General features: G+C 62.4%; 26 protein-coding genes. 14 read left to right on the top strand and 12 right to left on the bottom strand.

Going from position 1 to position 26,347, the window contains the following annotated elements; all coding sequences use genetic code 11:
• Positions 1 to 177 precede the first annotated feature (177 nt).
• The gene (locus DS839_RS35620; RefSeq protein WP_119275317.1) at positions 178 to 1,353 is read right to left on the bottom strand and encodes a magnesium transporter; all 1,176 of its coding nucleotides are present in this window, start codon (positions 1,351 to 1,353) and stop codon (positions 178 to 180) included.
• Between the two features lie 149 nt (positions 1,354 to 1,502).
• Between DS839_RS35620 and DS839_RS35625 the strand changes: the two genes are divergently transcribed.
• From DS839_RS35625 to DS839_RS35645, 5 genes are all read left to right on the top strand, one after another.
• Positions 1,503 to 2,252, top strand: coding sequence for a FecR family protein (locus DS839_RS35625; RefSeq protein WP_119275318.1), 750 nt, complete (start codon positions 1,503 to 1,505; stop codon positions 2,250 to 2,252).
• Positions 2,253 to 2,300: 48 nt separating this feature from the next.
• Positions 2,301 to 4,517, top strand: coding sequence for a CHASE2 domain-containing protein (locus DS839_RS35630; protein WP_119275319.1), 2,217 nt, complete (start codon positions 2,301 to 2,303; stop codon positions 4,515 to 4,517).
• Positions 4,518 to 4,763: 246 nt separating this feature from the next.
• Entirely contained in the window at positions 4,764 to 4,964 is a 201-nt protein-coding gene (locus DS839_RS35635) for a hypothetical protein (RefSeq protein WP_119275320.1), read from the top strand.
• Between the two features lie 417 nt (positions 4,965 to 5,381).
• Positions 5,382 to 6,344 (top strand): protein-methionine-sulfoxide reductase catalytic subunit MsrP, encoded by a 963-nt coding sequence (gene msrP / locus DS839_RS35640; protein ID WP_119275321.1) that lies wholly within the window; start codon positions 5,382 to 5,384, stop codon positions 6,342 to 6,344.
• Positions 6,345 to 6,779: 435 nt separating this feature from the next.
• Positions 6,780 to 7,379, top strand: a complete 600-nt coding sequence (locus DS839_RS35645; RefSeq protein ID WP_119275322.1) for a LysE family translocator — start codon at positions 6,780 to 6,782, stop codon at positions 7,377 to 7,379.
• A gap of 4 nt (positions 7,380 to 7,383) precedes the next feature.
• Here DS839_RS35645 and DS839_RS35650 read toward each other — a convergent pair whose 3' ends face one another.
• The 5 genes from DS839_RS35650 to DS839_RS35670 form a co-directional block, all read right to left on the bottom strand.
• Positions 7,384 to 8,301 carry an acetamidase/formamidase family protein gene (locus tag DS839_RS35650; RefSeq protein WP_119275323.1) on the bottom strand — a complete coding sequence of 306 codons (918 nt, stop codon included), beginning with the start codon at positions 8,299 to 8,301 and terminating at the stop codon, positions 7,384 to 7,386.
• Positions 8,302 to 8,344: 43 nt separating this feature from the next.
• Positions 8,345 to 9,208, bottom strand: coding sequence for an ABC transporter permease (locus tag DS839_RS35655; RefSeq protein WP_119275324.1), 864 nt, complete (start codon positions 9,206 to 9,208; stop codon positions 8,345 to 8,347).
• Complete coding sequence (locus DS839_RS35660; RefSeq protein WP_119275325.1) at positions 9,205 to 10,020, bottom strand: ABC transporter ATP-binding protein; 816 nt, start codon at positions 10,018 to 10,020, stop codon at positions 9,205 to 9,207. The genes DS839_RS35655 and DS839_RS35660 overlap by 4 nt, the downstream gene beginning before the upstream one ends.
• A 33-nt stretch (positions 10,021 to 10,053) precedes the next feature.
• Positions 10,054 to 11,055, bottom strand: coding sequence for an ABC transporter substrate-binding protein (locus DS839_RS35665; RefSeq protein ID WP_119275326.1), 1,002 nt, complete (start codon positions 11,053 to 11,055; stop codon positions 10,054 to 10,056).
• 85 nt (positions 11,056 to 11,140) lie between these two features.
• Entirely contained in the window at positions 11,141 to 12,334 is a 1,194-nt protein-coding gene (locus tag DS839_RS35670) for a pyridoxal-phosphate-dependent aminotransferase family protein (RefSeq protein WP_119275327.1), read from the bottom strand.
• 224 nt (positions 12,335 to 12,558) lie between these two features.
• Here DS839_RS35670 and DS839_RS35675 point away from each other — a divergent pair, with 224 nt between their 5' ends.
• Positions 12,559 to 13,263 (top strand): GntR family transcriptional regulator, encoded by a 705-nt coding sequence (locus tag DS839_RS35675; RefSeq protein WP_119275328.1) that lies wholly within the window; start codon positions 12,559 to 12,561, stop codon positions 13,261 to 13,263.
• Between the two features lie 26 nt (positions 13,264 to 13,289).
• Positions 13,290 to 14,615 (top strand): amidase, encoded by a 1,326-nt coding sequence (locus DS839_RS35680; protein WP_119275329.1) that lies wholly within the window; start codon positions 13,290 to 13,292, stop codon positions 14,613 to 14,615.
• Positions 14,616 to 14,636: 21 nt separating this feature from the next.
• Here the strand turns inward: DS839_RS35680 and DS839_RS35685 are convergent, their stop codons facing one another.
• Complete coding sequence (locus DS839_RS35685) at positions 14,637 to 15,074, bottom strand: GlcG/HbpS family heme-binding protein (protein WP_119275330.1); 438 nt, start codon at positions 15,072 to 15,074, stop codon at positions 14,637 to 14,639.
• A gap of 289 nt (positions 15,075 to 15,363) precedes the next feature.
• On the opposite strand from DS839_RS35685, the gene DS839_RS35690 reads away from it, so the two are divergent.
• Positions 15,364 to 16,581, top strand: coding sequence for an efflux RND transporter periplasmic adaptor subunit (locus tag DS839_RS35690; RefSeq protein WP_368912112.1), 1,218 nt, complete (start codon positions 15,364 to 15,366; stop codon positions 16,579 to 16,581).
• A 12-nt stretch (positions 16,582 to 16,593) separates the two neighbouring features.
• Positions 16,594 to 19,695 carry an efflux RND transporter permease subunit gene (locus tag DS839_RS35695; protein WP_119275332.1) on the top strand — a complete coding sequence of 1,034 codons (3,102 nt, stop codon included), beginning with the start codon at positions 16,594 to 16,596 and terminating at the stop codon, positions 19,693 to 19,695.
• A gap of 3 nt (positions 19,696 to 19,698) precedes the next feature.
• On the opposite strand, the gene DS839_RS35700 is transcribed toward DS839_RS35695, so the two are convergent.
• From DS839_RS35700 to trxB, 3 genes are read right to left on the bottom strand one after another with little or no spacing between them, the layout of a single operon-like run.
• Positions 19,699 to 20,661, bottom strand: a complete 963-nt coding sequence (locus DS839_RS35700) for a small ribosomal subunit Rsm22 family protein (RefSeq protein WP_119275333.1) — start codon at positions 20,659 to 20,661, stop codon at positions 19,699 to 19,701.
• A gap of 6 nt (positions 20,662 to 20,667) precedes the next feature.
• Complete coding sequence (locus DS839_RS35705) at positions 20,668 to 21,555, bottom strand: LysR family transcriptional regulator (RefSeq protein WP_119275334.1); 888 nt, start codon at positions 21,553 to 21,555, stop codon at positions 20,668 to 20,670.
• 52 nt (positions 21,556 to 21,607) lie between these two features.
• A complete protein-coding gene (trxB, locus tag DS839_RS35710; RefSeq protein WP_119275335.1) occupies positions 21,608 to 22,570 on the bottom strand; it encodes a thioredoxin-disulfide reductase in 963 nt (320 codons plus the stop codon).
• Positions 22,571 to 22,826: 256 nt separating this feature from the next.
• Here trxB and DS839_RS35715 point away from each other — a divergent pair, with 256 nt between their 5' ends.
• From DS839_RS35715 to DS839_RS35725, 3 genes are read left to right on the top strand one after another with little or no spacing between them, the layout of a single operon-like run.
• Positions 22,827 to 23,300: an Lrp/AsnC family transcriptional regulator gene (locus DS839_RS35715; RefSeq protein WP_119275336.1), complete on the top strand. Its 474-nt coding sequence runs from the start codon at positions 22,827 to 22,829 to the stop codon at positions 23,298 to 23,300.
• Positions 23,297 to 24,505, top strand: a complete 1,209-nt coding sequence (locus DS839_RS35720; RefSeq protein WP_368912113.1) for a benzoate/H(+) symporter BenE family transporter — start codon at positions 23,297 to 23,299, stop codon at positions 24,503 to 24,505. Before DS839_RS35715 ends, DS839_RS35720 begins: the two co-directional genes overlap by 4 nt.
• On the top strand, positions 24,498 to 24,977 hold the full coding sequence (locus tag DS839_RS35725; RefSeq protein ID WP_119275337.1) for a glutathione peroxidase: 480 nt from the start codon (positions 24,498 to 24,500) through the stop codon (positions 24,975 to 24,977). The genes DS839_RS35720 and DS839_RS35725 overlap by 8 nt, the downstream gene beginning before the upstream one ends.
• On the opposite strand, the gene DS839_RS35730 is transcribed toward DS839_RS35725, so the two are convergent.
• Together DS839_RS35730 and DS839_RS35735 are read right to left on the bottom strand one after the other, a co-directional pair.
• Positions 24,974 to 25,276: a helix-turn-helix domain-containing protein gene (locus DS839_RS35730; RefSeq protein WP_162919021.1), complete on the bottom strand. Its 303-nt coding sequence runs from the start codon at positions 25,274 to 25,276 to the stop codon at positions 24,974 to 24,976. The genes DS839_RS35725 and DS839_RS35730 overlap by 4 nt on opposite strands.
• Complete coding sequence (locus tag DS839_RS35735) at positions 25,267 to 25,653, bottom strand: Crp/Fnr family transcriptional regulator (protein WP_119275339.1); 387 nt, start codon at positions 25,651 to 25,653, stop codon at positions 25,267 to 25,269. The genes DS839_RS35730 and DS839_RS35735 overlap by 10 nt, the downstream gene beginning before the upstream one ends.
• Positions 25,654 to 25,759: 106 nt before the next feature.
• On the opposite strand from DS839_RS35735, the gene DS839_RS36810 reads away from it, so the two are divergent.
• Both DS839_RS36810 and DS839_RS35745 read left to right on the top strand, forming a co-directional pair.
• Positions 25,760 to 25,969, top strand: coding sequence for a hypothetical protein (locus DS839_RS36810; RefSeq protein ID WP_162919022.1), 210 nt, complete (start codon positions 25,760 to 25,762; stop codon positions 25,967 to 25,969).
• Positions 25,970 to 25,980: 11 nt separating this feature from the next.
• Positions 25,981 to 26,256: a YciI family protein gene (locus DS839_RS35745; protein WP_368912114.1), complete on the top strand. Its 276-nt coding sequence runs from the start codon at positions 25,981 to 25,983 to the stop codon at positions 26,254 to 26,256.
• The last annotated feature ends 91 nt before the right edge of the window (positions 26,257 to 26,347 follow it).

The raw sequence follows: 26,347 nt of genomic DNA on the forward strand, positions 1-26,347 counted from the left end.
ATCCCAGTCGGCGTTCGTCAGTGATTCGTGAGTCATCCAACGTTGGAATCACAGACGATTCCGCACCGCAACCCTTATCTTAGCGCCTATGGGGTTAAACCCGGCCACAAGCTTTTCGGGCCGATGCTCCGGATTTTCCTCTCTCCCGTTGCGATGCAATGGGAGAGAGCCGCTTTTCTAAAGCACGAGCACCGTCGCCAAGAAGAGCATAAGTCCCATGCCGGCGATATCGGTGCCGGTGGTGAGAAAGATGCTCGAGGCAGTGGCAGGGTCGGCGCCGAATCGTTTCAGGATCAGCGGCACCAGCACCCCGAAAAGTCCCGAGGCCATGCAGGCGCCGGTCATGGCGAGCAGGATCACGAGGCCGAGGACGAGCGCGTTATGGGTGCTGTCGCCGCCGGACATCCAGTACATCGCGACGCCGGCGACGATGCCCGTCAGCAAGCCATTCATCGCCCCCAGGATCAATTCCTTGGTGATCAGCTTGCGCACAGGGTAGCCGTCCATGTCGCCGAGCGTCATTCCGCGCAGCGTGATGGCCAGCGCCTGGCATCCGGTGTTGCCGCTTTGACCGGCGAGGATGGGCAGGAAGGCCGCCAACACGACAATCTGGGTAATGGTGCCTTCGAACAGGCTGACCACGAAGCCCGCCAGGAACGCCGTCAACAGGTTCACCTGCAGCCAGTGATGACGCATCTTGAAGGCCCGCCAGATTCCCGTATAGAGGCGCTCTTCCTTGTCCACACCGACCATCTGGCCTGACTGCGCGCTGATCTCGATCGCCTGGCGCTCGAACAGGCGCCACCCGCGCACCACCCCGATCACATGCCGGTCGGGATCCACCACCGGGTATACGGGATAGTGCCGATGGATCGCCGCCTTGACGGCGTCGGTGAGCTCCATATCCGTCGTCAGCGCAAAGGGCTCGGGCAGCATCACCTCTTTGAGCGTCTGACCGGGCGCCGCCAGGATCAAATCGCGGATCACGGTCAGGCCGATGAGCCTGTCCTCCGCATCCGTCACGTAGATGTAGGTGATCTGCTGAGGCGTGTCGTGATGTCGCAGAAAGGCGATCGCTTCTTCGACGGTCGTGGTTTCGGGAAGCACGGCGAGCGCCGGGTCCATCATCTCGCCGACCGTGTTCTCGGTGACCTCCGTCAGGGCGGCCGAGGCCTGCAACTGTAGTTCCGGAGGCAGATAGGCCTTGATGCGGTCGACGAATGCCTGCGGCAGCTCGGCCAGAACCGCCCCGATGCGCTCAGGGCTCTCCTTCGTCAGCATTTGGGCTGCGTCCATAGGCACGCGCGCACGGACCGCGCGAACCAAGCTGGCAATGTCGTCTGGCTTGTTCATCGAATGCTCCCCGAGTTCCACGCACGATACGTTGATCAAATTTACGGCAATGTGAGTTTACGCACATTTCTACTAACAAGCGGATTGTATTGCGTAATTCACACGTATAAGCAGGATAATTACGCTGGGTTCAAGCTGGGAATCACTTGATGGCATATGTTGGGCGACTTGCGGGGGCTGGTATTATTTGTCTTTATGCCCTGACGACACCTATTCACGCGGCATCTCCAATTGGGAAAGTTTTCGCCAAGTCAGGATCGCCATCCGCTTCGGGCCCGGGCGGCAACCGTGCCCTCGCCGCGGGCAGCCCCATCTATGAAGACGACAGGGTCGTCACTGGCGGCGGCAATGTGCAGATCATCTTCATCGATGATACCAAGCTCGTCGTCGGGCCGAATTCGACGCTGGTCATCGACCGTTTCCTCATGCGTGGTGGCAAAAGGGCCCGCAAATTCTCGGTCGACGCGCTCAGGGGTACCTTCCGTTTCATCAGCGGGCACAGCGCCAAGAATGCCTATGACATCCAGACGGCCAACGCCACCATCGGCATACGCGGTACCGCCTTCGACTTCTCCGTCGGCCGGGCGACGCTCGTCGCGGTGCATACCGGTCGGGTCAATCTGTGCGCCTATGGCCAGTGCGAAAGTGTGGATGACCATTGCGGCGTCGGCCGGGCGGGCGGCGGAGCGGTGGATGAACTCGGCGGCCGTGCCAAGGGCCGGGCGGTCAGAAGCCTGCCCTATATCGCCAACCAGGGTGCGCTGGCACGGCCCTTCCGTGTCGATACCTCGTCCTGCCGATCGGTCGCGACCCTTTTCCAGAACTTCTTCGGGGGCGGACAGAACAGTGGTGGCCAGGGCCGCGGCGGCCAGCGGACAGGTGGCGACGAGGGCAGTTAGATATCACGTGATTTCCATCCGTTGGCCCGAAACCGGTAGGCCCGGACCGTGACAGGGGCAGGCGCGCGCAAGACCTGGGCGGGGGTGGCGACTGGCCTTGCCGTTCTTGTCGGTCTCTTGCTTTTGCGCGGCTATGACCCGCCGCTCCTGCAATATCTGCGCAATGCAGGCTTCGATCAGCTGCAGCGCATATGGCCGCGCGAGCGCCAGGAGCTGCCGGTCCGCATCATCGACATCGATGAGGCCTCGCTCGGCAAGCTCGGGCAGTGGCCGTGGTCGCGCAAACAGCTGGGCAAGCTGGTTGATGAATTGAGCACCTTGGGGGCGGCGGCGATCGCCTTCGATATCGTCTTCCCCGAGCCCGATCGCTTGTCGCCGAGCCGCGTCGCCGGGGATCCGGACTTGGTCGCCGGCCTGAGCCCTGCGGCGCGCGAGGAGATCAGCGCCACATTTCCCGACAATGACGAAATCTTCGCCGCGGCGATCAAGGGCCGGCCAGTGGTGCTCGCCTTCTCCAATGCTCCCGGCAATGCCCGCAAGACGCCGTCCAGGACCGCGGGCTTCGCCCAGACGGGCGAAGATGCCAGCAAGGCACCGCCCTTCATCCAAAGTGTTGCCGCCAATATCGAGAAGCTCGAAGCGGCGGCGGCGGGCTTCGGCGGGATCAATCTCGACCTTGCCCGCGAACAAGGCATCGCGCGGCAGGTGCCCATGCTGTGGACCGATGGGACGAACTTCTATCCGGGACTGGCGCTCGAGGCGCTGCGCGTGGCGCAAGGGGCGAGCACGATCATCGTCAACGCGTCGGAAACGACGGACGATGCGATAGAATCCATCAGGGTCGGCGACTTTGAATTGCCGGTCGCGGAGGACTCCAATTTCACCGTGCGCTACCGGCGCAATTCGCCCGATACCTATGTCTCCGCCTACCGGGTGATCTCGGGAGAGGAGCGCGAGGCGCTGGCGCCGCTGATCAACGGGCACATCGTCTTCGTCGGCACCTCGGCGGCAGGCCTTCTCGATGTGCGCACGACGAGCCTCGGGGAAACCGTGCCCGGCGTCCTCATCCACGCCCAGGTGCTGGAACAGATATTGAGCAACAGCTACCTCATCCGCCCGCAATGGGTGGGCGGCGCCGAGCTCCTGGCCTATGCCCTTCTTGGCGTCCTGCTCATCCTCATCGTCATGTTCCGCTCTCCGCTCTTCGGCACCGCCGCAGGCGGCGTGATGGTCCTGCTTCTCGCTTTCGCCTCGGCTTACGCCTTCAGATCGCTCGGCATACTGATCGATGCCACCTTTCCGGTCCTCGCCATGACCCTGACGTTCTTGGCGACGATCGCCTTCCGCCTCCTCGTCATCGACAGCGACCGGCGCATGCTGCGCAACGCCTTCGGGCATTTCGTGTCCCCCGATGTCCTGCACGAGATCGAGCAGAACGCCGATTCGCTCGAGCTCGGCGGCGAGGTGAAGGACATCACAGTGCTGTTCGTCGACATCCGCGGTTTCACATCCTTGAGCGAAACCCTGCCGCCGGACAATCTCGTGTCGCTCATCAACACGCTGCTCGACCGCTGGAGCAGCGCCATCATCGCCACAGGCGGCACGATCGACAAATTCATCGGCGATTCGATCATGGCCTTCTGGAATGCGCCTCTGACCAAGACCGACCATCAGTATCACGCAGCACTCGCCGGCCTCGGCATCCGTAAGGCGACCGCCGATCTTAATGTCGAGGAGGCCTTCGCCGATATCTTGAAGGAGCGCGGGCGATGGCCGCTGGAATGCGGTGTCGGCATGTGCTCAGGCCCGGCCTGCGTCGGCAATATGGGTTCGCAGACGCGCTTCGACTATTCCGCCGTCGGGGAGACCGTCAACATCGCGGCGCGCACCGAGACCGCGAGCAAGCGGGCCAAGTTCGATGTCGTCATCGCCGGTGAGCTCGGCGATGCAACGCAGCAGCTCGCCGTGCTTCCGGCTGGTCGCGTCGCCATGGCGGGCCGCTCGACGCAAATGCAGATATGGGCTGTTGTCGGGGACGAGGCGGTGGCGCAGTCCGCAGGCTTTGCGGAATTGCGCGCGGCGCATGAGGTCCTGGTCGAGAATCTCGCCCAGCAACGCGATGATCGGTTGACGGAGGATGTCCAGAAATGTTCGAATTTGTCCGAGCAAGTCGAGCCGCGCCTGGCCTCTTTCTACGCCACCATTCCTAGCCGCAAGGCCGACTTCGTCGGAATAACGATCGCGCCACCTCGCGACGCTAAGTAATCTTATTGATTGAACAAGCATTCGATTGCGTGGGCACGCAGTTGCGCAATTGTGCGTTGCGTCATCTTAATTATCTGTAGGCTGAAACAAACTGAAACAAGTGCGACATGCTAGCGGAAACTTGCTCTTTGCTTCGTGAAAAAAGTAGAGCAAGTAAGGACCGGGACAGGCCGAGTCGAATTGACGATCCACCGAAGTTCAATTAACAGCGGTGGTGTAACGAAGAACGGGAGAGGGGCTGTCCCGATGGCAGATACCGAGACCATCACGATCACATGTCCGCATTGCGGAGCGACATCCGCCAAGAGTTTCCCTTGGGCGATGACCCATTTCACCACACGCTGCACGGAGTGCCGCAAAGCCTATCTTATCGATCGGGCCTATCTGTTGCGTGCCATCCAGCGTCTCGACATCGCCTTGAAGATGATCTCCCAGGAGCGCCGCTAAAGCGCGATGACTCCATATCCAGTCGCTATCGCGCTTTATCGTCGCTCCTAACACCGACTGCGTGTCAGACCTCCAACACTGCCGACTCGACGGACGGTCGAGCGGGAACTTGGTCCAGCAGGATAGCGCCGAGCGCGCCGCGGAGGCGATGAATGGCCCAGGCCGGTTCGGAATCAGGGTAATGACCGCGGAGCATCAAACCGGGCGGGACGAGCAGGATGCCGGCGGCGGCAAAGGCCGCCCGGCTGGCGGCCCGCCCGGCATTTTCGGAAATTCCTGTGTAACGCCAAGCGCCTCGATGTCGTATCAGTGGGTAGACGGCCGCCTGGTGAACGCCTCTCGCGAGCGTGATCGGGCGTGAATTGCACGGGTCGGTTGAGCGGTCTAGCCTCCGGCCACAACCCAAGGACTGGCAAGATGTTGATCAAACGCAAGCTCGGCTGGGAAATTCCGGAAAGCCAGGTGACGCCGCAAGCGGTGTTCCTGAACCGCAGGTCGCTCATTGCCGGCCTTGCCGGTGCGGCGCTAGCCGGCGCCGGCATGCCCGCGCTGGCCGACGTGGACCCTTCCCAGGGGCTTTATCCGGCCAAGCTCAATCCCGCCTATAAGGATGCCGGCCGGGCGATCACGGACGAGCAATACAACGTCAACTACAATAATTTCTACGAGTTCGGCACGTCGAAGGGCATAGCCGCGGAGGCCGAGAAGCTGCGCATCCGGCCGTGGGAGATCGCCGTCGACGGCGAGGTCGACAAGCCGTTCACCATCGGCATCGACGATCTATTGAAGAAGGTAGTCCTCGAAGAGCGCATCTATCGCCACCGCTGTGTCGAAGCCTGGTCGATGGTGGTGCCCTGGTCGGGCTTTCCTTTGAAGTCGCTGGTCGAGCTGGCGAAACCGAAGACGGACGCCAAATATGTGCGCTTCGAGACCTTCAACGATCCGGAGATGGCGTCCGGCCAGCAGCCGGGCCTCTTCGGCACCATGCCGTGGCCCTATATCGAAGGCCTCACGATGGCGGAAGCGATGCACGACCTCGCTTTCGTGGTCACCGGCGCCTATGGCAAGCCGGTGGCGAAATCCATGGGTGCCCCGATCCGCATCCACCTGCCCTGGAAATACGGCTTCAAATCCATCAAGTCGATCGTCAAGGTGAGCTTCGTTAAGGAGCGGCCCATCGGCATGTGGGAACAGCTGCAAGCCTCCGAATATGGCTTCTGGGCCAATGTGAATCCGGCGGTGCCGCATCCGCGCTGGAGCCAGGCCTCCGAGCAAGTGTTGGGCACCGGCGAGCGTATTCCTACGCAGATCTACAACGGCTATGGCGAGTTCGTCGCTTCCCTCTATACGGGGCTCGAGAGCGAGAAGCTCTATATGTGAGCGTGAGAGCGTTGCCGAAAAAGAAAGGCCGGACGAAATCTGTCCGGCCAAGATATGGGCTTGTCCCGGTGAAGGGACGCTTCCGGTCCGGGTGAGGGTGGTCCGGAAACATCAGCGGAGCGATACAAGGGGAGGGAGTAACTTCCGCTGCTTGTGCATTCCCAATGAATGCGACGACTGAGAGGATGCGCCATTCGCTTATGTCAGACAAGCTGACACATCTCATGGGTGTCATGCTGGACTCGCATGGCGTTGCGTCCTGACGAACTTGGATAAGCGTCCAATCTAGCTCGCGCTAGCCGCATTTGTCGGAAATTGCGGCGGATTCTCGCCTTTCATGCCGCTCTTCTGATTTTGCATCGCTCTCCTCGACATCGCCATGCACCACAAGGGGCCCGCTCGACAGGCCAGGCAAAATATGGCCAGTGTTGCGGCATGAGCTTTGAACTTTTCTGGGCGCTGATGATCTTCACTTTCGTGATGACCTTCACGCCAGGCCCCAACACGATGATGCTGCTCGCCTCGGGCGTGAATTTCGGCTTTCGCGCCACCGTGCCCCACATGGCCGGCATTACGCTCGGCTTCGGCATCATGACGCTCATCGTGGGCATGGGGCTGGGCGAGATCTTCAAGCTCTATCCGCTGCTCTATATGGCGCTCGCCTATGCGGGTGCCGCCTACATGCTGTTTCTCGCCTGGAAGATCGCGACCACGGAAACGGTCGGTGAAGGCAAGGCGGGCAGCCGGCCGATGACCTTCCTGCAGGCCGCCGCCTTTCAGTGGGTAAACCCGAAAGCCTGGGTCATGGCGGTCACCGCGATCACCACCTATTCGATACCGAGCGCCTACACTTTCTCGGTGCTGCTGCTCACCGGCCTCTTCATGGCGATGGCGGTGCCGGGCTGCTCGGCATGGATCCTGTTCGGCTCGGGCCTCAGGCGCTGGCTCGGCAATCCGACTCGCCTGCGCATCTTCAACGTGACGATGGCGATCCTCTTGGTGCTCTCGCTCGTCCCCGCCTTCTGGCACGGTTGAACGGTTATCGTTTGGGCAAATAGCGTTTGTCCACCTTGCAGACATATGTGTATTTCGGATTGACCATCTGGGTGCAGCGCGCCTCGGCGATCTGGCCGAGCAGCATATAAGCTTCGGGCGCCGGGATCCGGTAACTCTCTTCAAGCCAGTACACCATCTCTTCGAAAGCAATCCTCAAGGCATCATCGAGCGGGCGGGCGCAGCCGACCGTGCAGATATGCGTCGGGGTTTCAAGGCGCGGCCAGATCAAGCGCTTGGGCGCGGGGCTCAAGCCGAGGCTGAGGCGCAGATGCCCGCGGATCTCAATGGCACCCATGCCGTTGCACTCGGCATCGCCCTGCAGCGCGTGGACATCGCCGCAATAGAGATAGGCCCCTTCCTGGAAGATGGGGAACATCACCTTGTTGCCGTTCGTCACTTCTTGAATATCGAGATTGCCGCCATGGGTTCCGTTGTCGATGGTGAGCACCCCGCCGGCGACGGGGGCGACGCCGATGACGCCGATCATCGGCTTGGCTTCGAGCTTCAGTGTATCGCTCCAGTGGACGATCCCCTTTTCGACCCGAACGTTGCGGTTCTGTATCCCGAATTCCTCGCGCCGGACCCAGTCGGGGAAGATGCCGATGCCCGGCCATAGAGCAGTGAAGCCCAGCCCATGGACACCGACCTCGATGACCTCGACCGTCAGCATGTCGCCGGGCTTGGCGCCGCGCACACGGATCGGCCCGGTCGCCGGGTTGCAGAAGGGCAGCGTCACGTCGGAAGGCTTGAGCTTTTCATCGAGCGAGTGAATCAGGTGGCCGCCGATATTGAGCTCGGTCTCGACCTCGAAAATCTCGTCGGTACCGACTTCGGCGACGAAGGAATCGGTCGCCGCCAGCGCATATTTGAGATCGCCTTTCCGGATAACCTGTCCTGCCATCGATCTTCTCCTTTATTGAGGAACCGTCGGGACGTGCCGGCAATCAGTGAGGACGCCAAGGGGTGAGAATCTTTTCGATCTTGCCGACGACATAGGTGAGACAGAGCGCCAACGCGATCGTGACGACGAGTGCCGCGAACACCTTGGGAATGATGTAGAGGCTGCCCGCTTTGAAGATCGCATGACCCAAGCCTTCCGACGACGACATGAATTCCCCGATGATCGCGCCGATCAAGGCGAAACCGACAGTGAGCTTCAGGCCGGCGAATATGTCGCCAAGGGAGGCCGGTACGATCAGCTTGCGAAATATGTGCCGCTTCGATGCGCCCAATGTCCGCATCAGATTGATCTGGTCGATATCGACACTCAGGGCTCCCTTGTAGGCGGTGATCAGCGCGACGACGACTACCGAGAGAGTCGCCATCGCGACTTTCGAGGCGAGGCCGGTGCCGAACCAGATGATGCAAATGGGAGCAAGTGCGATGATCGGGATCGATCCGAGCGCCACGATGAAAGGCTGCACGACCTGGGACACGAAGCGCGAGTACCATAGAGCGAGCCCGATCAGCGTGCCCAGGACATTGCCGATGACGAAGCCGAGCAATGTCTCCATGGCGGTCACCCTGGTGTCTGTCAGGAGGCTGCCGTCCTTCCACATTTGAACAAGAAAGCCCCAGACGGCGCTCGGTGAGCCGAACAGGAACGCGTTGAGCGCCGATTGCCGGGTAGCCAACTCCCAAGCGAAGAGCAAGACGGCAAGCACCGAAATCTGGCAGGCGAACACCAGCGCATTGCGCCGCAGGGCGCGGAACCTAATGCCGCCGCGGTGCGTGACGGAAGCGGCCGCCGCGACGGTGGGCGGATCGGCCTTGGGCTTCCGGGCAAGGTGCTGTTGGCTGGTGCTCATGCGTTGTGCCGAACCTCCAGCTCGCTCCAGATCGAGCGCACATACTGGTTGAACTTCGGCGACTCGCGCGCCGCCATCATGTCGGTGCGGTCGACATCGATGTCGATCTCGTGGATGGCTCGGATGCGCGCCGGCCTGTGCGTCAGCACGATGACACGATCGGACAAGGAGACCGCCTCCTCGACATCATGGGTGATGAGAAGGAGCGACCGGCGCTGGCTGCGCACCAGGTGCGCCATGTCGTTTTCGAGGATGAGCTTGGTCTGGAAATCGAGCGCGGCGAAGGGCTCGTCGAGCAGCAGGACCTCAGGCTCGTTGGCGAGCGTGCGTGCCAGCGCCGCGCGCTGCCGCATGCCGCCGGAAAGTGCGGAAGGATAGTAGTCGTGGAAGCCGGTGAGACCGATCATGTCGAGCAGCTTGCGCGCCTTCTCGGTCCTTTCCTTGATCGGCATTTTGTGGATCTCGAGGCCGAGCGTCACGTTTCTCAGCGCCGTCCTCCAGGGCAGCAGCAGATCCTTCTGCAACATGTATCCGACACGCTCGGGCATTCCGATGCTGGCGCCGCCATACCATAGAACCTCACCGGCGGTGCATGGCAACAGCCCGCAAAGAAGATTGAGCAGTGTGCTTTTGCCGCAACCGGATGGTCCCACGATGCTGACGATCTCGCCTTGCCCGAGGGTCAAGGACAGATCGGCGATCACCTCGATCGGAGCATCCGTCTCCTCGCCGAAGATCTTTCGAAGATTGGACACGACCAGCGGCGGATCGGGAAAATCCGCTGCCGGCCGGTTTGCTGTTATCCGATTCATGCCGACACCCTGGCTCTAGGTGTTGCGCGGCGGCTATTGCGGCGCCTTCACGTCTTCGGCCTCTTTCACGGCCTTCTCGGCGAAGGAATTGTCGATGACCTGCTCCATCGGAATCGAGTATTTCACGTTGCCGAGAAACTTCTGCATCTCCATGAGCTTGTTCCAGGCGTCGGCCTGCGTCACCACGGTCGCGGCCGGAATCTGATACTTGATCTCCGCGTCGATCGCCTTGTCGACGACGTCCCCCGGCAGATCGGGAAATTCCAGGCGCGCCACTTTCTTCGCATAGGCCGGATCGGAATAGACGAGGCGCCCGGCCTCCTCGAACGACTTTACCAAAGCCGCTACAATGTCGGGATTTTCCTTGGCATATTCAGGCAGGACCATGATGCCGGTATTGCAGAACGGGCCGACATAGTTGGCGAAGTCGAACACCACTTTCGCGCCCTGCGATTCCGCCGCCGCAACACTCGGCTGATAGGCGACCGCAATGTCGGCCTGGCCCGCCAGCATGGCCCCGATTTCCGTACCCGGGTTGACTTCGAGGATCTTGGTGTCTTCTTTCGGCTTCAGGCCATTATCGAGCAGAAGCTTCTTGGTGACGCTGAAGTTGGTGTTGGGCTCGGGCGACGTCACGACCGTCAGTCCCTTGAATTGCTTCGGGTCCGTCAAGACGGGCAGGTTCTTCGAAACGCCGAAATAGTGGGCCCGCTGCACGACAGTGCCGACGACAATGCCAGGTCCCCCGGCCTCGCGCGACATCTGAACCATCGTGGCGTCGCCGATGGCGAAGGGCGAGCTCTTGCCGAGCACGGCAGCGAAGGCCTGCGTGTCGCCCCCCGCTGCCGACAGATTGAGCTTCAGGCCGTTCTTCTCAAAAATGCCAGCATGCTGGCCGACATAGAGATTGATGTAACCGAGGTTGTGCACCGCCTCGACGAAATTGATTTCTTTTACGTCCGCGGCGCCTGCGGTGACCGTCCCCAGAGCCAATGCCCCGAAGACAGCTGTGCCAAACCAGTTCAGATAAGCCATTGTCTCCTCCTGTTGTTGTACTTCATGTCCAGGACTCCGCGAAGGCAGGTCTTGGATTCTGCTTGTTTTCAAGAACGGCCGATATTCAGGCCACTTTCACCTCGTCGGCTGTTTTCAAATTGCACAGGCTGTCGAGAGCGGCCTGAACACCGCCGCGGCAATAAGGCACTCCCGCCAGCGCCAGTCCCATTTCAACGCCGCTCAACGTGCCGGCCAGCATCAGATCGTTGAAGCTTCCGAGATGGCCGATCCGAAATACCGAACCTTTCAGCTTGCCAAGTCCGGCGCCGAGCGACATGTCAAAACGATCGAGGACGATCCGGCGAAACGCATCGGCATCGTGACCGCCAGGCATGACGACTGCGGTAAGCGAGCTCGAATATTCCGCAGGGTTGACGCAGAGGATGTCCAGGCCCCAGGCCCGCACGGCCGAGCGGGTGGCGCGCGCATGGGCGGTGTGGCGGGCGAAAATGTTCTCCAGACCCTCTTCCTGAAGAATTGCGAGCGCTTCCCTGAGCCCATAGAGGAGGTTGGTTGCCGGTGTATAGGGAAAGAAACCCGACTGGTTGGGGCTGAGCATCTCATCCCAGCGCCAATAAGATCGCGGCAATGCCGCGGATTGCGAAGCCGTCAGCGCCTTGCCGCTGATCGCATTGAAGCTGAGGCCTGGTGGAAGCATCAGGCCCTTCTGGGACCCGGCCACCGTCACGTCGACGCCCCATTCGTCATGCCGATAATCCATCGAGGCGAGTGACGAGACAGTGTCGACCAGGAGGAGGGCGGGATGGTGGGCGGCGTCCATCGCCTGGCGAACCGCCGGGATATCGGATGTGACACCGGTCGATGTTTCGTTGTGAACGCAACAAACGGCTTTGATCTCGTGGCGTTTGTCTTCCGCGAGCCGCGCTTCCAGCTGCACGGCGGGCACACCATGCCGCCAGTCACCCGGAATGAAGTCGACGGTGAGCGACAGCCGCTCGGCCAATTGCCGCCAGAGTGCCGCGAAATGGCCGGTTTCGAACATCAGCACCTTGTCGCCGGGCGAAAGCGTGTTGACCAGGGCAGCCTCCCACGCGCCCGTGCCGGACGCCGGGTAGATCACGACCGGGCCCGACGTCTTGAAAATCGCCTTCAGCCCCTCGAGGACGGCGGCCCCGAGCTTGGCGAATTCAGGTCCACGATGATCGATGACGGCCCGATCGACGGCGCGCAGGACCCGGTCCGGAACATTGGTCGGACCTGGAATTTGGAGGAAGTGCCGACCGGCGCGGTAAGACATCCACGCTATCCTTTTCAATTTGAATAATACATGCACTTGTCATTTCAACAAGTTAAACTCATTACTTATTGATTTTACTGGCATTTATTCGTAGTCCCTCTGTAGTCATCATTGCAAATGAATTATGCATTCAAAATTGAAGTCGCGGCCCGAATCGGCGATGATCCCTGAAAGCTGGCGAGGAGACGAAACAAGCGATGGAAGCTGTGGAGAGAGGATCGCGAATGAATTTGCCTAAACCGTCTTTGCCTTCCTCAGGTGCCATCCAGCGGCGCGCCTTGCACGATGAGATCATCGAAAAGCTGCGGGACATGATCAGCGAGGGCGAATTGCCGCCTGGGACGCGGGTACCTGAGAAGGTGCTGTGCCTGCGTTTCGGCGTCTCGCGTACACCGCTCCGGGAAGCGCTGAAGGTGCTGGGCTCCGAAGGCCTTGTCGATCTTCTGCCGAACCGGGGCGCCACCGTCGCAAGATTGACTCTGGACGACATCGAAGAAATGTTCCCGGTGATGGGACAGCTCGAGGCTTTGGCCGGCGAGCTCGCCTGTCAACATGCCACCGACGAGGAAATCGCCGAAATTCGGCTTCTGCACTCGCAAATGGTCCTCGATTACACGCGCTCGAACCGGTCCGCCTATTTCAAGGTCAATCAGGAAATACACGGCAAGATCCTGAGGGCTGCCCGCAACCAAACCCTGTGCAATGTTCATCGCGCGCTCGCCGGGCGTGTTCGCCATGCCCGCTACCTCGCCAACCTGTCGCAGGTGCGCTGGGCGAAAGCGGTCGAGGAGCATGAGCAAATCCTTGCCGCGCTCACCGCTCGCGACGGGGCTCGATTGAGCGCGATTCTCAAGCAGCACCTGGCGAACAAGCTGGAGGTCGTGCGGGAGAGCCTCTTGGGCGAGGGGATGGAGAAGGGCGGCGCTTAGCTGCTGCCGCGAGGAGAACGATAACAATGCCTGCAACTCTCAGCGCCAGCGAGGCGGCAACCGCGATCCGCGCGGGCAAACTGACGTCCGTCGATCTGGTTCAGCAGTGTATCGACAGGATCGTGAAGCTCGAGGACAAGGTTCGCGCCTGGTCCTTTTTCGATCCCGCCTATGCGCTCGAGCAGGCGCGCGACGCCGATCGCCGGCGCCAGGCCAAGGTGCCCCTCGGCGCGCTTCACGGCATACCGGTGGGCATCAAAGACATTTTTGACACAAGAGACATGCCGACCGAGAACGGTACCGTTCTTCACGCCGGGCGCAGGCCGACGGAAGACGCGACCGCGGTCGCGTTGCTGCGCGGGGCAGGGGCCGTGATCATGGGCAAAACCGTAACGACCGAGCTCGCGGTCTATTCCCCAGGCAAGACACGCAATCCCCACGATCCTGATCATACGCCCGGCGGCTCTTCGAGTGGCTCCGCCGCCGCCGTCGCCGGAGAAATGGTTCCGCTTGCGATCGGCTCCCAAACCAACGGCTCGGTCATCAGGCCTGCCGCCTATTGCGGCGTCTATGGCTACAAGCCGACGCGCGGGCTGATTTCGCTATATGGTGCGCTGGCGCAGTCCGCGCCGCTCGATTCGATCGGCATGTTCGCCCGCACCATCGAGGACCTCGCTCTCATCGCCGATCAACTGATGGTCTTCGACGGACGCGATCCGAGCCAGATCCCCTATGCGCGCGCGGCTCTGAGCGATATCCTTGCCCAGAAGCCGCCGACGCCGCCACGCATCGCTTTCGTCAAAACGCCGGCATGGCCGAAAGCGGCCGCGGAAACCCAAGAGGCATTCAGCCAATTTGCTCAAACACTCGGCAGCCATGTAACGGAGGTCGCGCTGCCGGATTCGTTCGACAAGGCCATCGATTGCCACAGCGTGATCATGCTGTCCGATCTCGCCAAGAGCTTCGCTCGCGAATATGAGCGCGGCCGCGACCAGCTCAGCCCGACGTTGCGTAATATGATCGAGGATGGCCAGAAACGCCTTGCCGTCGATTATAACCTGGCGCTCGAGCAGGCACGCCGTTTCTATCAAAGCCTCCAGCAGATCTTCGCCGACTACGACGCCATTTTTACGCCGGCGACCACAGGCACCGCGCCGCGCGGGCTCGAGGCCACGGGAAGTCCGATATTCTGCACCCTCTGGACGCTGACCGGTGTGCCGGCAATATCCCTGCCGCTGCTCAAGGGCGCAAGCGGCCTGCCTCTCGGTGTGCAACTGGTCGCCGCCAGAGGCGATGACGCGCGATTGCTGCGCACTGCCCGCTGGCTTGCCGGATACAGGGGTGCGGAGTAGAGCGCCGTGGGCGGATTGTCCTCAGTCCGCGCCGGGATCGCCGACAAGGCCCACGGCTTCAATTCCGCCGAGGACGACGCGTTCGTCATTGTCGGACGTGTCACCCGATGCGCCCACCGAGCCGAGCAAGCGTCCTTCCCGATTCTTCAAGAGGACACCGCCTGGCACAGGCACCAGCGCTCCGCCGACGACATGGCTCACCGCGGCGACGAAGGAGGGTTGCTCCCTGGCTCTCTTGCCGATCGAACGCGAGCCCAATCCGAGAGCCAGAGCGCCGTGGGCCTTGCCGTGAGCAACGTCGTAACGCCGCAACGACGTTCCATCTTCAGTCGCAGCAGCTTTTACCGCACCACGATCATCGAGCACGACAATGGCCAGCGGTTTCAGATCGAGTTTCCGGGCAAGAGAGACGGCTTCGGCGACGATGGCTTGCGCGACAGGCAGTGTAAGCCCCGACATGGGATTCTCCTTGTGTCCTGAATGAACGCCAGACTTCCCCTTTTTCGCGGCGCAATCAATGCCCTCTCAACCGGCAAGGGTGCGGCGCCGTGGCGAGGCCCTCCCCGGTAAAACCTGCCCTGGGTGCAAGGACCCGCGTAGCTGAAAAGCCTTTTGCAAATGGAACGACGATAGTACCTTGGATCGAAGAATGCGCTTTCCCGTCCTTGCAAGGGGTTGTCGAGTAATGTCCATCATGCCGAGTCTCGTGACAGCACGGGCTGGAGATCCTGCATATGCCCGAGCCGGCATGCTTCTGGCGCTCTTCCTGCTCGCCGGCTGCGGCGAGGAGGAGCAGGCCGGCAAGACGCCGCCCGCGCCGAGCCGCCCCGAGGTCGGCGTCGTGACCCTGCATCCGCAATCGGTCGCCGTCACCGCCGAACTGCCTGGCCGTACCGGCGCCTCGCTCATCGCCGAAGTGCGCCCGCAAGTCGCCGGCATCATCAGGGAAAGGCTGTTCCGGGAAGGCACCGAGATCAAGGCCGGCGATGCCCTCTATCAGATCGAACCGGCGAGCTATCAGGCGGCCCTCGATGCCGCGGTCGCCAGCCAGCAAAGGGCGGAAGCGGCTCTGCCGGCCGCCCAGGCCAAGGTCGACCGCATACAGACGTTGTTCAAGCAACGGGTCGTCAGCCAGCAGGAGCTCGACGATGCGCTCGCCTCGCTGAAGCAAGTGCAGGCCGATGTCGCCGCGGCCGTCGCGGCCGTCGAGAGCGCGCGGATCAATCTCAATTTTACCAGAATCACCGCGCCGATCTCCGGGCGGATCGGTCAGTCCTCGCTCACCCAGGGTGCGCTCGTGACGGCCGATCAGGAGACCGCGCTCACGGTCATTCGCGCGCTCGACCCGATCAATGTCGATGTCACCGAATCGAGCACCAGGCTGCTCGACATTCGCCAGGAGATAGCGGAAGGCCGGGTGAAAATCACAGGGCCCGACATAAAGGTAAGGCTCAAGCTCGAGAACGGCACCACCTATGCCGAGACCGGCAGGATGGAGTTTCACGAATACAATGTCGAGCAAGCTACCGGGACTTTCATCCTGAGGGCCCAGTTTCCCAATCCCGACCGGCTCCTGCTTCCCGGCATGTATGTGCGCGCCGTCATCGAGGCGGCCATCAGGGAGAACAGCTACCTGGTGCCGCAGCGCGCCGTCACCCACAATTCGAAAGGCGATGCGACGGCGCTCATCGTCAATCAGGAGGGCAAGGTGGAGGAACGCATCCTTGTGGTGCGCGGCAGCGTCGGCAACAACTGGATCGTCGACCAGGGTCTCGACGACGGCGTTCAGGTCATCGTCGAGGGGAACCACCTGGTCCGAATCGGCCAGGACGCGACCGCGGTCGAGGTCGTGATCGACGAGGCCACCGGCGAGATCCAGGAACGCAAGCAAGGAGCCCTGCCCACGCCATCGAAATTCGCCGGCAATGACGAGGCGCCGGTACCCGGCAGCCCGACCAAGGACTGAGGCGGCATCGCGATGTCGGCCTTCTTCGTTGCCCGCCCCATCTTCGCCTGGGTCATCGCCATCGTGACGATGCTGGCCGGGCTTCTGGCGCTCATGACCTTGCCGGTCTCGCAATATCCCCAGATCGCGCCGACCACCGTCAGCGTCAGCGCCAGCTATCCCGGAGCCGATGCGCAGACGGTCGAGAACTCGGTCACCAAGGTGATCGAGCAAGGCATGACCGGCATCGACAATCTCGACTATATGACCGCCACGTCGACATCGACCGGCCAGGCCAGCGTCACGCTCACCTTCACCAGCGCCGCTGATCCCGACATCGCCCAGATGCAGGTGCAGAACAAGCTGCAGCTCGTCACAAGGCAATTGCCGGCCATCGTGCAAAGCACCGGCATCAGCGTCGCCAAATCATCGACCGGCTTCCTCCTGGTCGCGGCCTTCGTCTCGACCGATGGCAGGATGTCGTCGACCGATATCGCGGACTATGTCGACAGCACCCTCAATGACGTGCTCAGGCGCGTGGAAGGGGTCGGCACGACGCAGCTTTTCGGCTCGGGCTATGCCATGCGCATCTGGCTCGACCCCGACAAGCTCGCCAAATACGCGCTGACGCCAAGCGACGTCTCGGTGGCGATCGCTGCGCAGAACACGCAAGTGTCGGCCGGCCAGCTCGGCGGCCTGCCGGCCCGCAAGGGCCAGCAGCTCACCGCCACGGTGACGGCGCGAAGCCGGCTGCAGACGCCCGAGCAGTTCCGCGACATCATCCTCAAGAGCTCGCCCGAAGGATCGCTCGTGCGCCTCATCGATGTCGCGACCGTCGAGCTCGGCGCCACAAGCTACACGACCTCGTCCAGCTACAACGGCAAGCCGGCCGCCGGCCTTGCCGTCAACCTGGCGACGGGTGCCAATGCGATCACCACGTCGGAAGCCGTGCAGGCGACCATCACGCGCCTCGCCTCGACTTTCCCGCCCGGCATCGAGGTCGTCTATCCTTACGACACGACGCCTTTCGTGCGGCTGTCGATCGAAGAGGTGGTCAAGACGCTGGCGGAAGCGATCGCGCTCGTCTTCATCGTGATGTTCGTCTTCCTGCAGAACTTCCGTGCCACGCTGATCCCGACGCTGGCGGTGCCGGCCGTGTTGCTCGGCACCTTCGGGATCCTGGCCGCCTTCGGCTATTCCATCAACACGCTGACCATGTTCGCCATGGTGCTGGCGATCGGTCTCCTCGTCGATGACGCCATCGTCGTGGTCGAGAATGTCGAGCGCGTGATGCAGGAAGAGAACCTGTCGCCCAGGGAGGCGACACTCAAATCGATGCAGGAGATCACCGGCGCCCTCATCGGCATCGCCACGGTGCTGTCGGCGGTGTTCGTGCCGATGGCGTTCTTCGGCGGCTCGACCGGCATCATCTACCGCCAGTTCTCGGTCACCATCGTTTCGGCCATGGCGCTTTCGGTCGCCGTCGCTCTCATCCTGACACCGGCGCTTTGCGCCACCATTTTGCGCAAACCCAAGGACCATGCGACGCAAAAGGGACCGTTCGGCTGGTTCAATCGCGGCTTCGACCGCAGCACCGCCGCCTATAGTGGCGCCGTCGGCGGCATCATCACCCGCGCCAAGCGTTTCCTCATCGTCTTCATCGCCATAGCCATCGCCATGGGCTGGCTGTTCTCGCGGCTGCCGAGCTCGTTTCTGCCGGAGGAGGACCAGGGCATCTTGCTGGCGAGCGTGCAGTTGCCGGTGGGCGCGACCCAGGACCGGACATTGCGCGCGCTCGATGAGGTGACGAACCATTTCCTCAATGGCGAGAAGGACGCGGTCGACGGCGTCCTCAGTGTGGCCGGATTCGGCTTCGGCGGCTCCGGCCAGAATGTCGGCTTGGCCTTCGTCAGGCTCAAGGATTTCGCTGCCCGCACCGCCCCTGCCTTGTCGGCGCGCGCCGTCGCCGGGCGCGCCATGCAGGCACTCGCCGCCGTCAGGGATGCCCGCATATTCACATTCGCGCCGCCCGCCATCCAGGGTTTCGGCACATCGAGCGGTTTCGACTTCTTTCTGCAGGATGTGAGCGGCGCCGGCCACGCTGCCCTGATGCAGACGCGCAATCAATTGCTGGCGAAGGCCAGTGCCTCGCCGCTTCTCGCCAATACGCGGCCCAACGGCCAGGAGGACGAGCCGCAATTCTCCGTCGATATCGACCAGGAGAAAGCGAGCGCCCTAGGCGTCAGCCTGGCCGAGATCAACGCCACGCTGAGCATCGCCTGGGGCAGCGACTATGTGAACGACTTCATCGACCGGGGCCGGGTGAAGCCCGTCTATGTGCAGGGCGCGGCCGATTTCCGCATGCAGCCGGACGATCTCGATCGCTGGCAGGTGCGCAACAGCGAGGGGACGATGGTGCCGTTCTCGTCCTTCGCCGCGAGCCACTGGTCCTACGGGTCGCCGCGGCTCGAGCGTTACAATGGCTCGGCGGCGGTCGAGATCCTGGGCCAGGCGGCGCCGGGCGTCAGTTCCGGCGTGGCGATGGACGAGATCGACCGGCTGGTCAGCCAGCTGCCGGCGGGATATGTCCATGAATGGACCGGGCTTTCGCATCAGGAGCGGCTTTCCGGCAACCAGGCGCCCGCCCTCTATGCCATCTCGGCGCTCGTCGTCTTCCTGTGCCTCGCGGCCCTCTATGAAAGCTGGTCCATACCGCTCGCGGTCATGCTGTCGGTGCCGATCGGCATATTCGGCGCGCTGGTGGCGGCGACCACTTTCGGCCAGACCAACGATGTCTATTTCAAGGTCGGGCTTCTGACCACCATCGGCCTTGCCGCCAAGAACGCCATCCTGATCGTGGAATTCGCCATCGAGAAGCAGGCCTCGGGCATGGGGCTCATCGAGGCGACACTCGAGGCGGCGCGCCAGCGCCTCAGACCCATCCTCATGACCTCCTTCGCCTTCATCCTCGGCGTGACACCGCTCGCCATCGCCAGTGGTGCGGGCTCAGGGGCGCAGAACTCGATCGGCATCGGCGTGATGGGCGGCATGATCGCCGCGACCGTGCTCGGCATTTTCTTCGTGCCGCTGCTCTTCGTCAGCGTGCGGCGCCTGTTCAAGGGCAGGGCCGGGTGATGGCTAGATCGTATCGCCCCAATCGCAACGGCGCGCCTGCTTGAACAGGGCGCCGTCGCGCTTGCTGACGGTGCGCTCGCTGAGCGTGCCGTCGGCGCAACAGAGCTTGAGATCGAGATGGCCCTTACCGGTCCGGGGTGGCGCCAGGATGCGCGCCTTGGCCGCCTGGCCCTCATGGCGGGAAGCGGCGAGATAGATGAATTTCTCGTCTTCCCAGGGCACATCGCCGCCTTTCGCCAGACGATGCAGGCGCGAGCGGGCCACGCGGCGCGCGAAATGGCACCAGTCGGGCGGCTCGACCGGACAAGCTTGGCGATGCGGGCAGGGGGCGATGATGTGGGCGCCATGCCCGATCAGCCGCTTGCGGGCGGCGAGGATGCGCTCCCATCCTTTCGGCGTGCCGGGCTCGACGATGAGCAGCGTATCGGCGGTCAGCGACCAGAGATCGTCGACCAGCTTGTCCCGCCGGTCGGCCGGCAATTCGCTCAAGACATAGGCGAGGCAGACGAGATCGCGTGAGCCTTCGATCGGGAGCTCGCGCAGGATGTCGGCGGATTGCCATTTGACCTGTTTGACGGAAGCCGAAGCCGCGAGAGTTTCTCCCCATTTGCGAATGGCGCCCGAGCTTTCGAGCAGTATTGCGTCTGCAAGGTCAGGCCAGCAATCGGCTGCCGCCCAGAGGACCGTGCCCGGTCCCGAGCCCGCATCGAGCAGACTTTTCGGCTGAAAGTCCGGCCTGAGATCGGCGAGCTTCGCCATCGCATCGCGGACAGCCGCGTAAGTGGCGGGAAGCCGCGTTGCCAGATAAGCCTTGGCGGCGAGATCGCCGGAAAGATGGAGCGCACCGTCGCGCGTCTCGCCGCGATAGCGTTCCGACAAGATCGTGGCCGCTTGCGTCAGTTCGGCGAGCGCCACACCCTCGAGCGCTTGGTCGACGGCCTGGCGCAGGGGGATCGGAAGCTCCATTGAAAGCTAGAAGCTCCACTCCTTCGCCTTCGCCACCAGGAAGTCGCGGAAGACGGTGACGCGCTTCGAATCCTTGAGCTCTTCCGGATAGACGAAATAGGTGTCGAATTGCGGCGTCTCGACCGGTAGGTTGACCTGCACCAGGCTCGATTTGTTGCCGACGATGTAATCGGCGAGGGACGCGATGCCGACGCCGGCTTCGACGACGCGTCGCAAGCCATAGGCGTTGTTGACGCGCAGGAACGGCCGCCTGATGTCGCCGTCGGCGCGGCCCGCCGTCTCCAGCCAGTTGATCGAGGTGAGATAGCTCGGCGCCTGGCCGAAGGTCACGATGCGGTGGCTGTCGAGATCATCGACCGACTTCGGCAAGCCGAACTTCTTGATGTATTCGGGCGCGGCATAGATGTGGTGATGCACGGTGAAGAGCTTGCGCTGAATGAGATCGGGCTGCACCGGGCGCCTGAGCCTGATCGCTACGTCGGCCTCGCGCATCGCCAGATCGAGCTCGCGATCATCGAGCATCAAGGTCACCTGGATCTGCGGATAGAGATCAGTGAATTCGGTGAGATGCGGTGTGAGCCATACCGAGCCCAGGCCCACCGTCGTGGTGATGCGCAACTCGCCGGTCGGCTTGTCCTTCGAATCCATGAGACGCGTCTGCGCCGCGGCGAGCTTGGCGAAAACGTCATGGGCGGTGCGATAGAGAACCTCGCCCTGCTCGGTGAGGATGAGGCCCCTGGCATGACGGTGGAACAGCGCCACGTTCAGATCCTGCTCCAGCGAGCTGATCTGCCGGCTCACCGCCGACTGCGAAAGGCCTAGATCGTGGCCCGCATGAGTGAAGGACCCCGCCTCCGCGACGGCGTGAAAAATCCTGAGTTTATCCCAATCCATAGCAATGCTGTTTCTTCTGTTTGCATTGCCTATCCCCGCAATGCTGTTGTCCCTACTCGGCCGCTTCCCTTATGTGTTCTTGCGCGGCGAGCCATTTTTCCACCTCGAGTGCCGCCATGCAGCCCATGCCGGCGGCAGTTACGGCTTGTCGGTAAATGTCGTCGGTCACATCGCCCGCCGCATAGACGCCCGGAATGGCGGTCGCGGTCGAGCGGCCGTCAGTGATGATGTAGCCCGACGCATTGAGCGGCAGCTGATTGACGAAGAGCTCGGTCGAGGGCTTGTGGCCAATGGCGATGAACACGCCGTCGACGGCGAGCGTCTGCACCGCTCCGGTTTTCAGATTTCGGATCTTGGCACCGGTGACGCCCTTGGGATCGTCGGCTCCTTCGACTTCTTCGAGGATCGAATCCCAGACAACCTTGATCTTCGGATGGGCGAAGAGCCGGTTCTGCAGGATCTTCTCGGCGCGAAAATGGTCGCGGCGGTGCACCACGGTGACCTCGCTCGCGAAATTGGTGAGGAACAGAGCTTCCTCGACGGCGGTATTGCCGCCGCCCACCACGACCACCTTCTTGTCGCGATAAAAGAAGCCGTCGCAGGTGGCGCAGGCCGAGACGCCGAAACCCTGGAAGCGGTGCTCGGAGGGAAGGCCCAGCCATTTCGCCTGGGCGCCGGTCGCGATGATCAGCGCGTCGGCGGTATAGACCTGACCCGAATCACCCTTGAGCCAGAAGGGGCGCTGCTTGAGCCTGACCTCGACAATGTGGTCGGAGATGATCTCGGTGCCGACATGGCGCGCCTGGGCCTCCATCTGCTGCATCAGCCAGGGGCCCTGGATGACATCGGCGAAGCCCGGATAATTCTCGACATCCGTGGTGATCGTCATCTGCCCACCGGGCTGGATGCCCTGGATCATCAGGGGTTTCAGCATGGCGCGGGCCGCATAGATGGCGGCCGTATATCCAGCCGGGCCTGACCCCAGGATCACGACACGGGCATGACGGTCAGTCATGGCTCACTCCTCAGAACTCGCCCTTCGCAGACCACCATGATCCGCCTCGGACAGAGACACGGGTTATATATAGTCTGGAGCGCTTCCCTACCGCCAAAGTCGGGCAGTTTCAGCAGAAAGCGCTCTGGTGATATGACGGTACAGCATAGCTTATTTAGGGGCATTCTCAACCCTTTGACTATCAGTTGTGCATAGCTTGGCGTAAGTGCAATGTCTCTTGCGCATTCTTGAAATTTTATTGCTATAGTGCGCCCCCATGACCGTCACGGGGCAGCTTGACGCCATCGACTGGAGGATTCTCAGGACCCTCCAGGACAATGGCCGCATCACCAATGTGGAACTCGCCGAAAAAGTGGGGCTTTCGCCGCCACCTTGCCTGCGCCGGGTCCGGGCGCTGGAAGAGGCGGGCTATATTGCCGGCTACCGGGCCATGCTCAATGCCGAGAAGCTCGGTTTCGAGATCATGGTCTTCGCCATGGTGGGGCTCAAGAGCCAGGCGGAGAGCGAACTCACCCAGTTCATCGAGCGGGTCAAGCGCTGGCCCCTGGTGCGCGAATGCTATGCGGTCTCGGGCGAGGCCGACTTCATGCTGAAATGCGTCGGCCCCAACCTGCATGCGATGCAGGACTTCATCATCAAGGACCTGACCGCCGCGGCCAATGTCGACAGCGTCAAGACGACGCTGATCCTGCGCCAGGAAAAATACGAACCCGGAATCCCGATTTCATGAGCGATGCCACGAGCACCATGAGCGGCACCTCCGCCAAGGGCTGGTTCAGCCTGACCTCCGCGGCGCTCACCGCAGTCGTGGTGGGCTTTGCCTCGACGATCCTGCTCATCATGGAAGCGGCCGACGCGGTCGGCGCCAGTCCGGCGGAGAAAGCCTCCTGGGCCGCCGCTTTGTGCATCGGCCAGGCGATCACCACCCTCATCCTGAGCTGGCGCTACAAGATGCCGATCATCACCGCCTGGTCGACGCCGGGGGCTGCCCTCATCGCCACCAGCGCCGGCGCCGGCATCGATTATCGCAGCGCCATCGGCGCCTTCCTCGCGGCGGGTGTCCTCATGTGCGTGACCGCCCTGTTCAAACCAGTGGCGCGCGCCATCGAGAAGATCCCGGCCTCGATCGCCGCCGGCATGCTGGCGGGCATATTGCTGCGCTATTCGATGGGTGTGCCGGGTGCGGCCATCGAATTGCCCTGGCAGGTCCTGCCGCTCATCATCATCTTCTTCGGCTTGCGCGTGTGGCAGCCGTTCTTCGCCGTGCCGGTCGTCGTCGTTGCCGGCCTCGTGCTTGCGGCCATGGCGGGCGCCTTCGATGCCGGCTGCTGCTCGTTCGCCATCACCCAGCCGGTCTGGACGACGCCCAGCTTCAACTGGCCGGTCATCGTCGGCCTCGGCCTGCCGCTCTATCTCGTCACCATGGCGTCGCAGAATCTTCCCGGCTTCGCGGTGCTCAAGGCCTCGGGCTATCAGCCGCCGGTCGTGGGCTCTCTTTGGGTCACGGGCCTGGGCTCGATCTTCTGCGCTCCCTTCGGCGCGCATCAGCTCAACCTTGCGGCGATCACCGCGTCGATCGTGACGGGACCGGAAGCCCATCCCGATCCGCAGAAACGCTGGCTCGTCGCCTGGCCCTATCTCATTCTCTACATCCTGGTCGGGCTCGCCGCGGCAAGCTTCGTCACCATATTGGGAAGCCTGCCCAAGCCGCTCATCACCGCCATTGCCGGTCTGGCGCTCTTTGCTCCCTTGCTCGGCAGCGCCACGGCGATGTTCAAGGAGAAGGAGCAGATCGAAGCGGCGCTCGCGACCTTCCTGGTCTCGGCGTCCGGCATTACATTCTATGGCGTGGGTGCTCCCTTCTGGGGCCTCGTGGCCGGTCTCATCCTGTACGGCGCGCGCCACATTCAATCGATAAGGCAGTTCAATGGCTAACGCACATGATTTCGCCTTCACCCGGCTTTCCGGCGAGAAGCTGCCGCTCAGCGAATTCGCAGGGAAAGCGATCCTTGTCGTCAACACGGCATCAGAATGCGGATATACGCCGCAATATGAGGAGCTCGAAAAGCTCTGGCAGGCGAACAAGGACAAGGGGCTCGTGGTGCTGGGCGTGCCCTGCAACCAGTTCGGCGGCCAGGAGCCGGGAACGGAAGCCGAGATCGGCGCCTTCTGCAAGAAGAACTACGGCGTGACCTTCCCGCTGACGGCCAAGAACGACGTCAAGGGCAAGGCGGCGCATCCCTTCTATCAATGGGCCGGCAAGGAAGCGGGACCTTCCGGCCAGCCCAAATGGAATTTTCACAAATATCTCATCGCCCGCGACGGCGCGCTGGCGGGATGGTTCTCCAGCGCAACGAAGCCGACCGGTCCCAATATCCGCAAGGCGCTGGAGAAGGTGCTCGGTTAAGCGCCGAGCGCCGTCGTTTCCTGCTCGAGCCTTGCGCGGTCGAGAATGGTGAGGCCGCCCCTGTGCAGGCCCACGATCTTCTCTCGCTTCCAGGCCTGCAATTGCCGGTTCACGCTTTCGCGGCTGGCGCTGACGAGCCCCGCCAGTTGCTCCTGCGAGGAAGGGATTTCGTCGCCGAATTCTTCCGACAGCGTCAACAAACGGCGGGCGAGGGCGGCAGCCAGCGGCAGCAAAGCCGCCTCGCCGACGCGCTCCTTGATCTGGCGCAGCTTGCCGCACAGATAGCCGATCACATGCACCGCGACTTCGGGATGCGCCTCGATGAAGGCGATGAAGCGCTGCGCGGCAGGCGGAAGATCTCGGAGGGCTCGACGACGAGCGCGGTCGCCATGCGCGGACCACCATCGAGGAAGCCGACCACGCCGAAGGTGCTCTTCGGTCCGAAGAGATTGAGCGTCATCTCCCTGCCTTCGGAGGAGACGATCGTCGTGCGCACCCGGCCGCTCTTGATGCCGTAGAGCGCATCGCCCGCCTCACCCATATGGAAGATCACCTCGCCCTTGCCATAGCGGCGCATGCGGCAAAGGCCGGCAAGCGAATGCGTGTGCGGCCCTGAGAGCTCGGAGAAGGGCTCGGTGCGCGCGATGATGGCGAAGACGGGATCGGACTGCAGCATGAACTCAACGCTTTCTGGCAACTTTCAGGGGCGCCGACTGTGAGCCAGGTCACAGTCGCGGCCGGTCTTTCTCGGCATCCTAGCACGAAATCCCGCGAGGTTTTACATGGCCCGATCTCTGAAGATGACATCACGGCACGGCGAAACCGCTGGGCGCGGCCGTTGGCTCGCGCGGCTGCTGGCCAAAATCAGGCGGCCGTCCGCCAGGATCGATCATCTGAACGAGCGGATGCTGCGCGATATCGGGCTTGGCGAGCGGGAGACGGCGAAGCTGCAACGGAATGCGCGCCGTGAACGGTTCGATACGCACTACTAGGAGGTGTCGCTTTGGATTACGCCGTCATGTTCGAGGACAATGAAGAAAACGCCGGAAAGCGCGCCGAGTTCATGAAGGACCATCTGGTCTTCCTGCGCTCGAACGCCGAGCGGATTTCGGCGGCCGGACCGGTGAAGGATACGAAAACCGGATCGCCGGCGGGCGGCCTGTGGCTGGTCAGCGCCGCGAGCCCGGAGGAGGTTATCGCGCTGGTGAAGGCCGATCCGTTCTGGCCGACCGGCCTTAGAAAATCATTCAGGGTCCTCGAATGGACGAAGGTGCACTAAGGCTTGTTTACAATCACTGGATGCGAGGAAGGCTGCGACGATATTGATGAAGCCAGCAAAGCATCTGTCGGTCTTTTCGTAGCGCGTGGCA

The organism is Taklimakanibacter deserti, from assembly GCA_003574785.1.

What these genes read in the sequence shown, in the direction of transcription:
- DS839_RS35620 (WP_119275317.1), bottom strand. Translation starts at nt 1,353, where the DNA reads ATGAACAAGCCAGACGACATTGCCAGCTTGGTTCGCGCGGTCCGTGCG.
- DS839_RS35625 (WP_119275318.1), top strand. Translation starts at nt 1,503, where the DNA reads ATGGCATATGTTGGGCGACTTGCGGGGGCTGGTATTATTTGTCTTTAT.
- DS839_RS35635 (WP_119275320.1), top strand. Translation starts at nt 4,764, where the DNA reads ATGGCAGATACCGAGACCATCACGATCACATGTCCGCATTGCGGAGCG.
- msrP (WP_119275321.1), top strand. Translation starts at nt 5,382, where the DNA reads ATGTTGATCAAACGCAAGCTCGGCTGGGAAATTCCGGAAAGCCAGGTG.
- DS839_RS35645 (WP_119275322.1), top strand. Translation starts at nt 6,780, where the DNA reads ATGAGCTTTGAACTTTTCTGGGCGCTGATGATCTTCACTTTCGTGATG.
- DS839_RS35650 (WP_119275323.1), bottom strand. Translation starts at nt 8,301, where the DNA reads ATGGCAGGACAGGTTATCCGGAAAGGCGATCTCAAATATGCGCTGGCG.
- DS839_RS35655 (WP_119275324.1), bottom strand. Translation starts at nt 9,208, where the DNA reads ATGAGCACCAGCCAACAGCACCTTGCCCGGAAGCCCAAGGCCGATCCG.
- DS839_RS35660 (WP_119275325.1), bottom strand. Translation starts at nt 10,020, where the DNA reads ATGAATCGGATAACAGCAAACCGGCCGGCAGCGGATTTTCCCGATCCG.
- DS839_RS35665 (WP_119275326.1), bottom strand. Translation starts at nt 11,055, where the DNA reads ATGGCTTATCTGAACTGGTTTGGCACAGCTGTCTTCGGGGCATTGGCT.
- DS839_RS35670 (WP_119275327.1), bottom strand. Translation starts at nt 12,334, where the DNA reads ATGTCTTACCGCGCCGGTCGGCACTTCCTCCAAATTCCAGGTCCGACC.
- DS839_RS35675 (WP_119275328.1), top strand. Translation starts at nt 12,559, where the DNA reads ATGAATTTGCCTAAACCGTCTTTGCCTTCCTCAGGTGCCATCCAGCGG.
- DS839_RS35680 (WP_119275329.1), top strand. Translation starts at nt 13,290, where the DNA reads ATGCCTGCAACTCTCAGCGCCAGCGAGGCGGCAACCGCGATCCGCGCG.
- DS839_RS35685 (WP_119275330.1), bottom strand. Translation starts at nt 15,074, where the DNA reads ATGTCGGGGCTTACACTGCCTGTCGCGCAAGCCATCGTCGCCGAAGCC.
- DS839_RS35690 (WP_368912112.1), top strand. Translation starts at nt 15,364, where the DNA reads ATGCTTCTGGCGCTCTTCCTGCTCGCCGGCTGCGGCGAGGAGGAGCAG.
- DS839_RS35695 (WP_119275332.1), top strand. Translation starts at nt 16,594, where the DNA reads ATGTCGGCCTTCTTCGTTGCCCGCCCCATCTTCGCCTGGGTCATCGCC.
- DS839_RS35700 (WP_119275333.1), bottom strand. Translation starts at nt 20,661, where the DNA reads ATGGAGCTTCCGATCCCCCTGCGCCAGGCCGTCGACCAAGCGCTCGAG.
- DS839_RS35705 (WP_119275334.1), bottom strand. Translation starts at nt 21,555, where the DNA reads ATGGATTGGGATAAACTCAGGATTTTTCACGCCGTCGCGGAGGCGGGG.
- trxB (WP_119275335.1), bottom strand. Translation starts at nt 22,570, where the DNA reads ATGACTGACCGTCATGCCCGTGTCGTGATCCTGGGGTCAGGCCCGGCT.
- DS839_RS35715 (WP_119275336.1), top strand. Translation starts at nt 22,827, where the DNA reads ATGACCGTCACGGGGCAGCTTGACGCCATCGACTGGAGGATTCTCAGG.
- DS839_RS35720 (WP_368912113.1), top strand. Translation starts at nt 23,297, where the DNA reads ATGAGCGATGCCACGAGCACCATGAGCGGCACCTCCGCCAAGGGCTGG.
- DS839_RS35725 (WP_119275337.1), top strand. Translation starts at nt 24,498, where the DNA reads ATGGCTAACGCACATGATTTCGCCTTCACCCGGCTTTCCGGCGAGAAG.
- DS839_RS35735 (WP_119275339.1), bottom strand. Translation starts at nt 25,653, where the DNA reads ATGCTGCAGTCCGATCCCGTCTTCGCCATCATCGCGCGCACCGAGCCC.
- DS839_RS36810 (WP_162919022.1), top strand. Translation starts at nt 25,760, where the DNA reads ATGGCCCGATCTCTGAAGATGACATCACGGCACGGCGAAACCGCTGGG.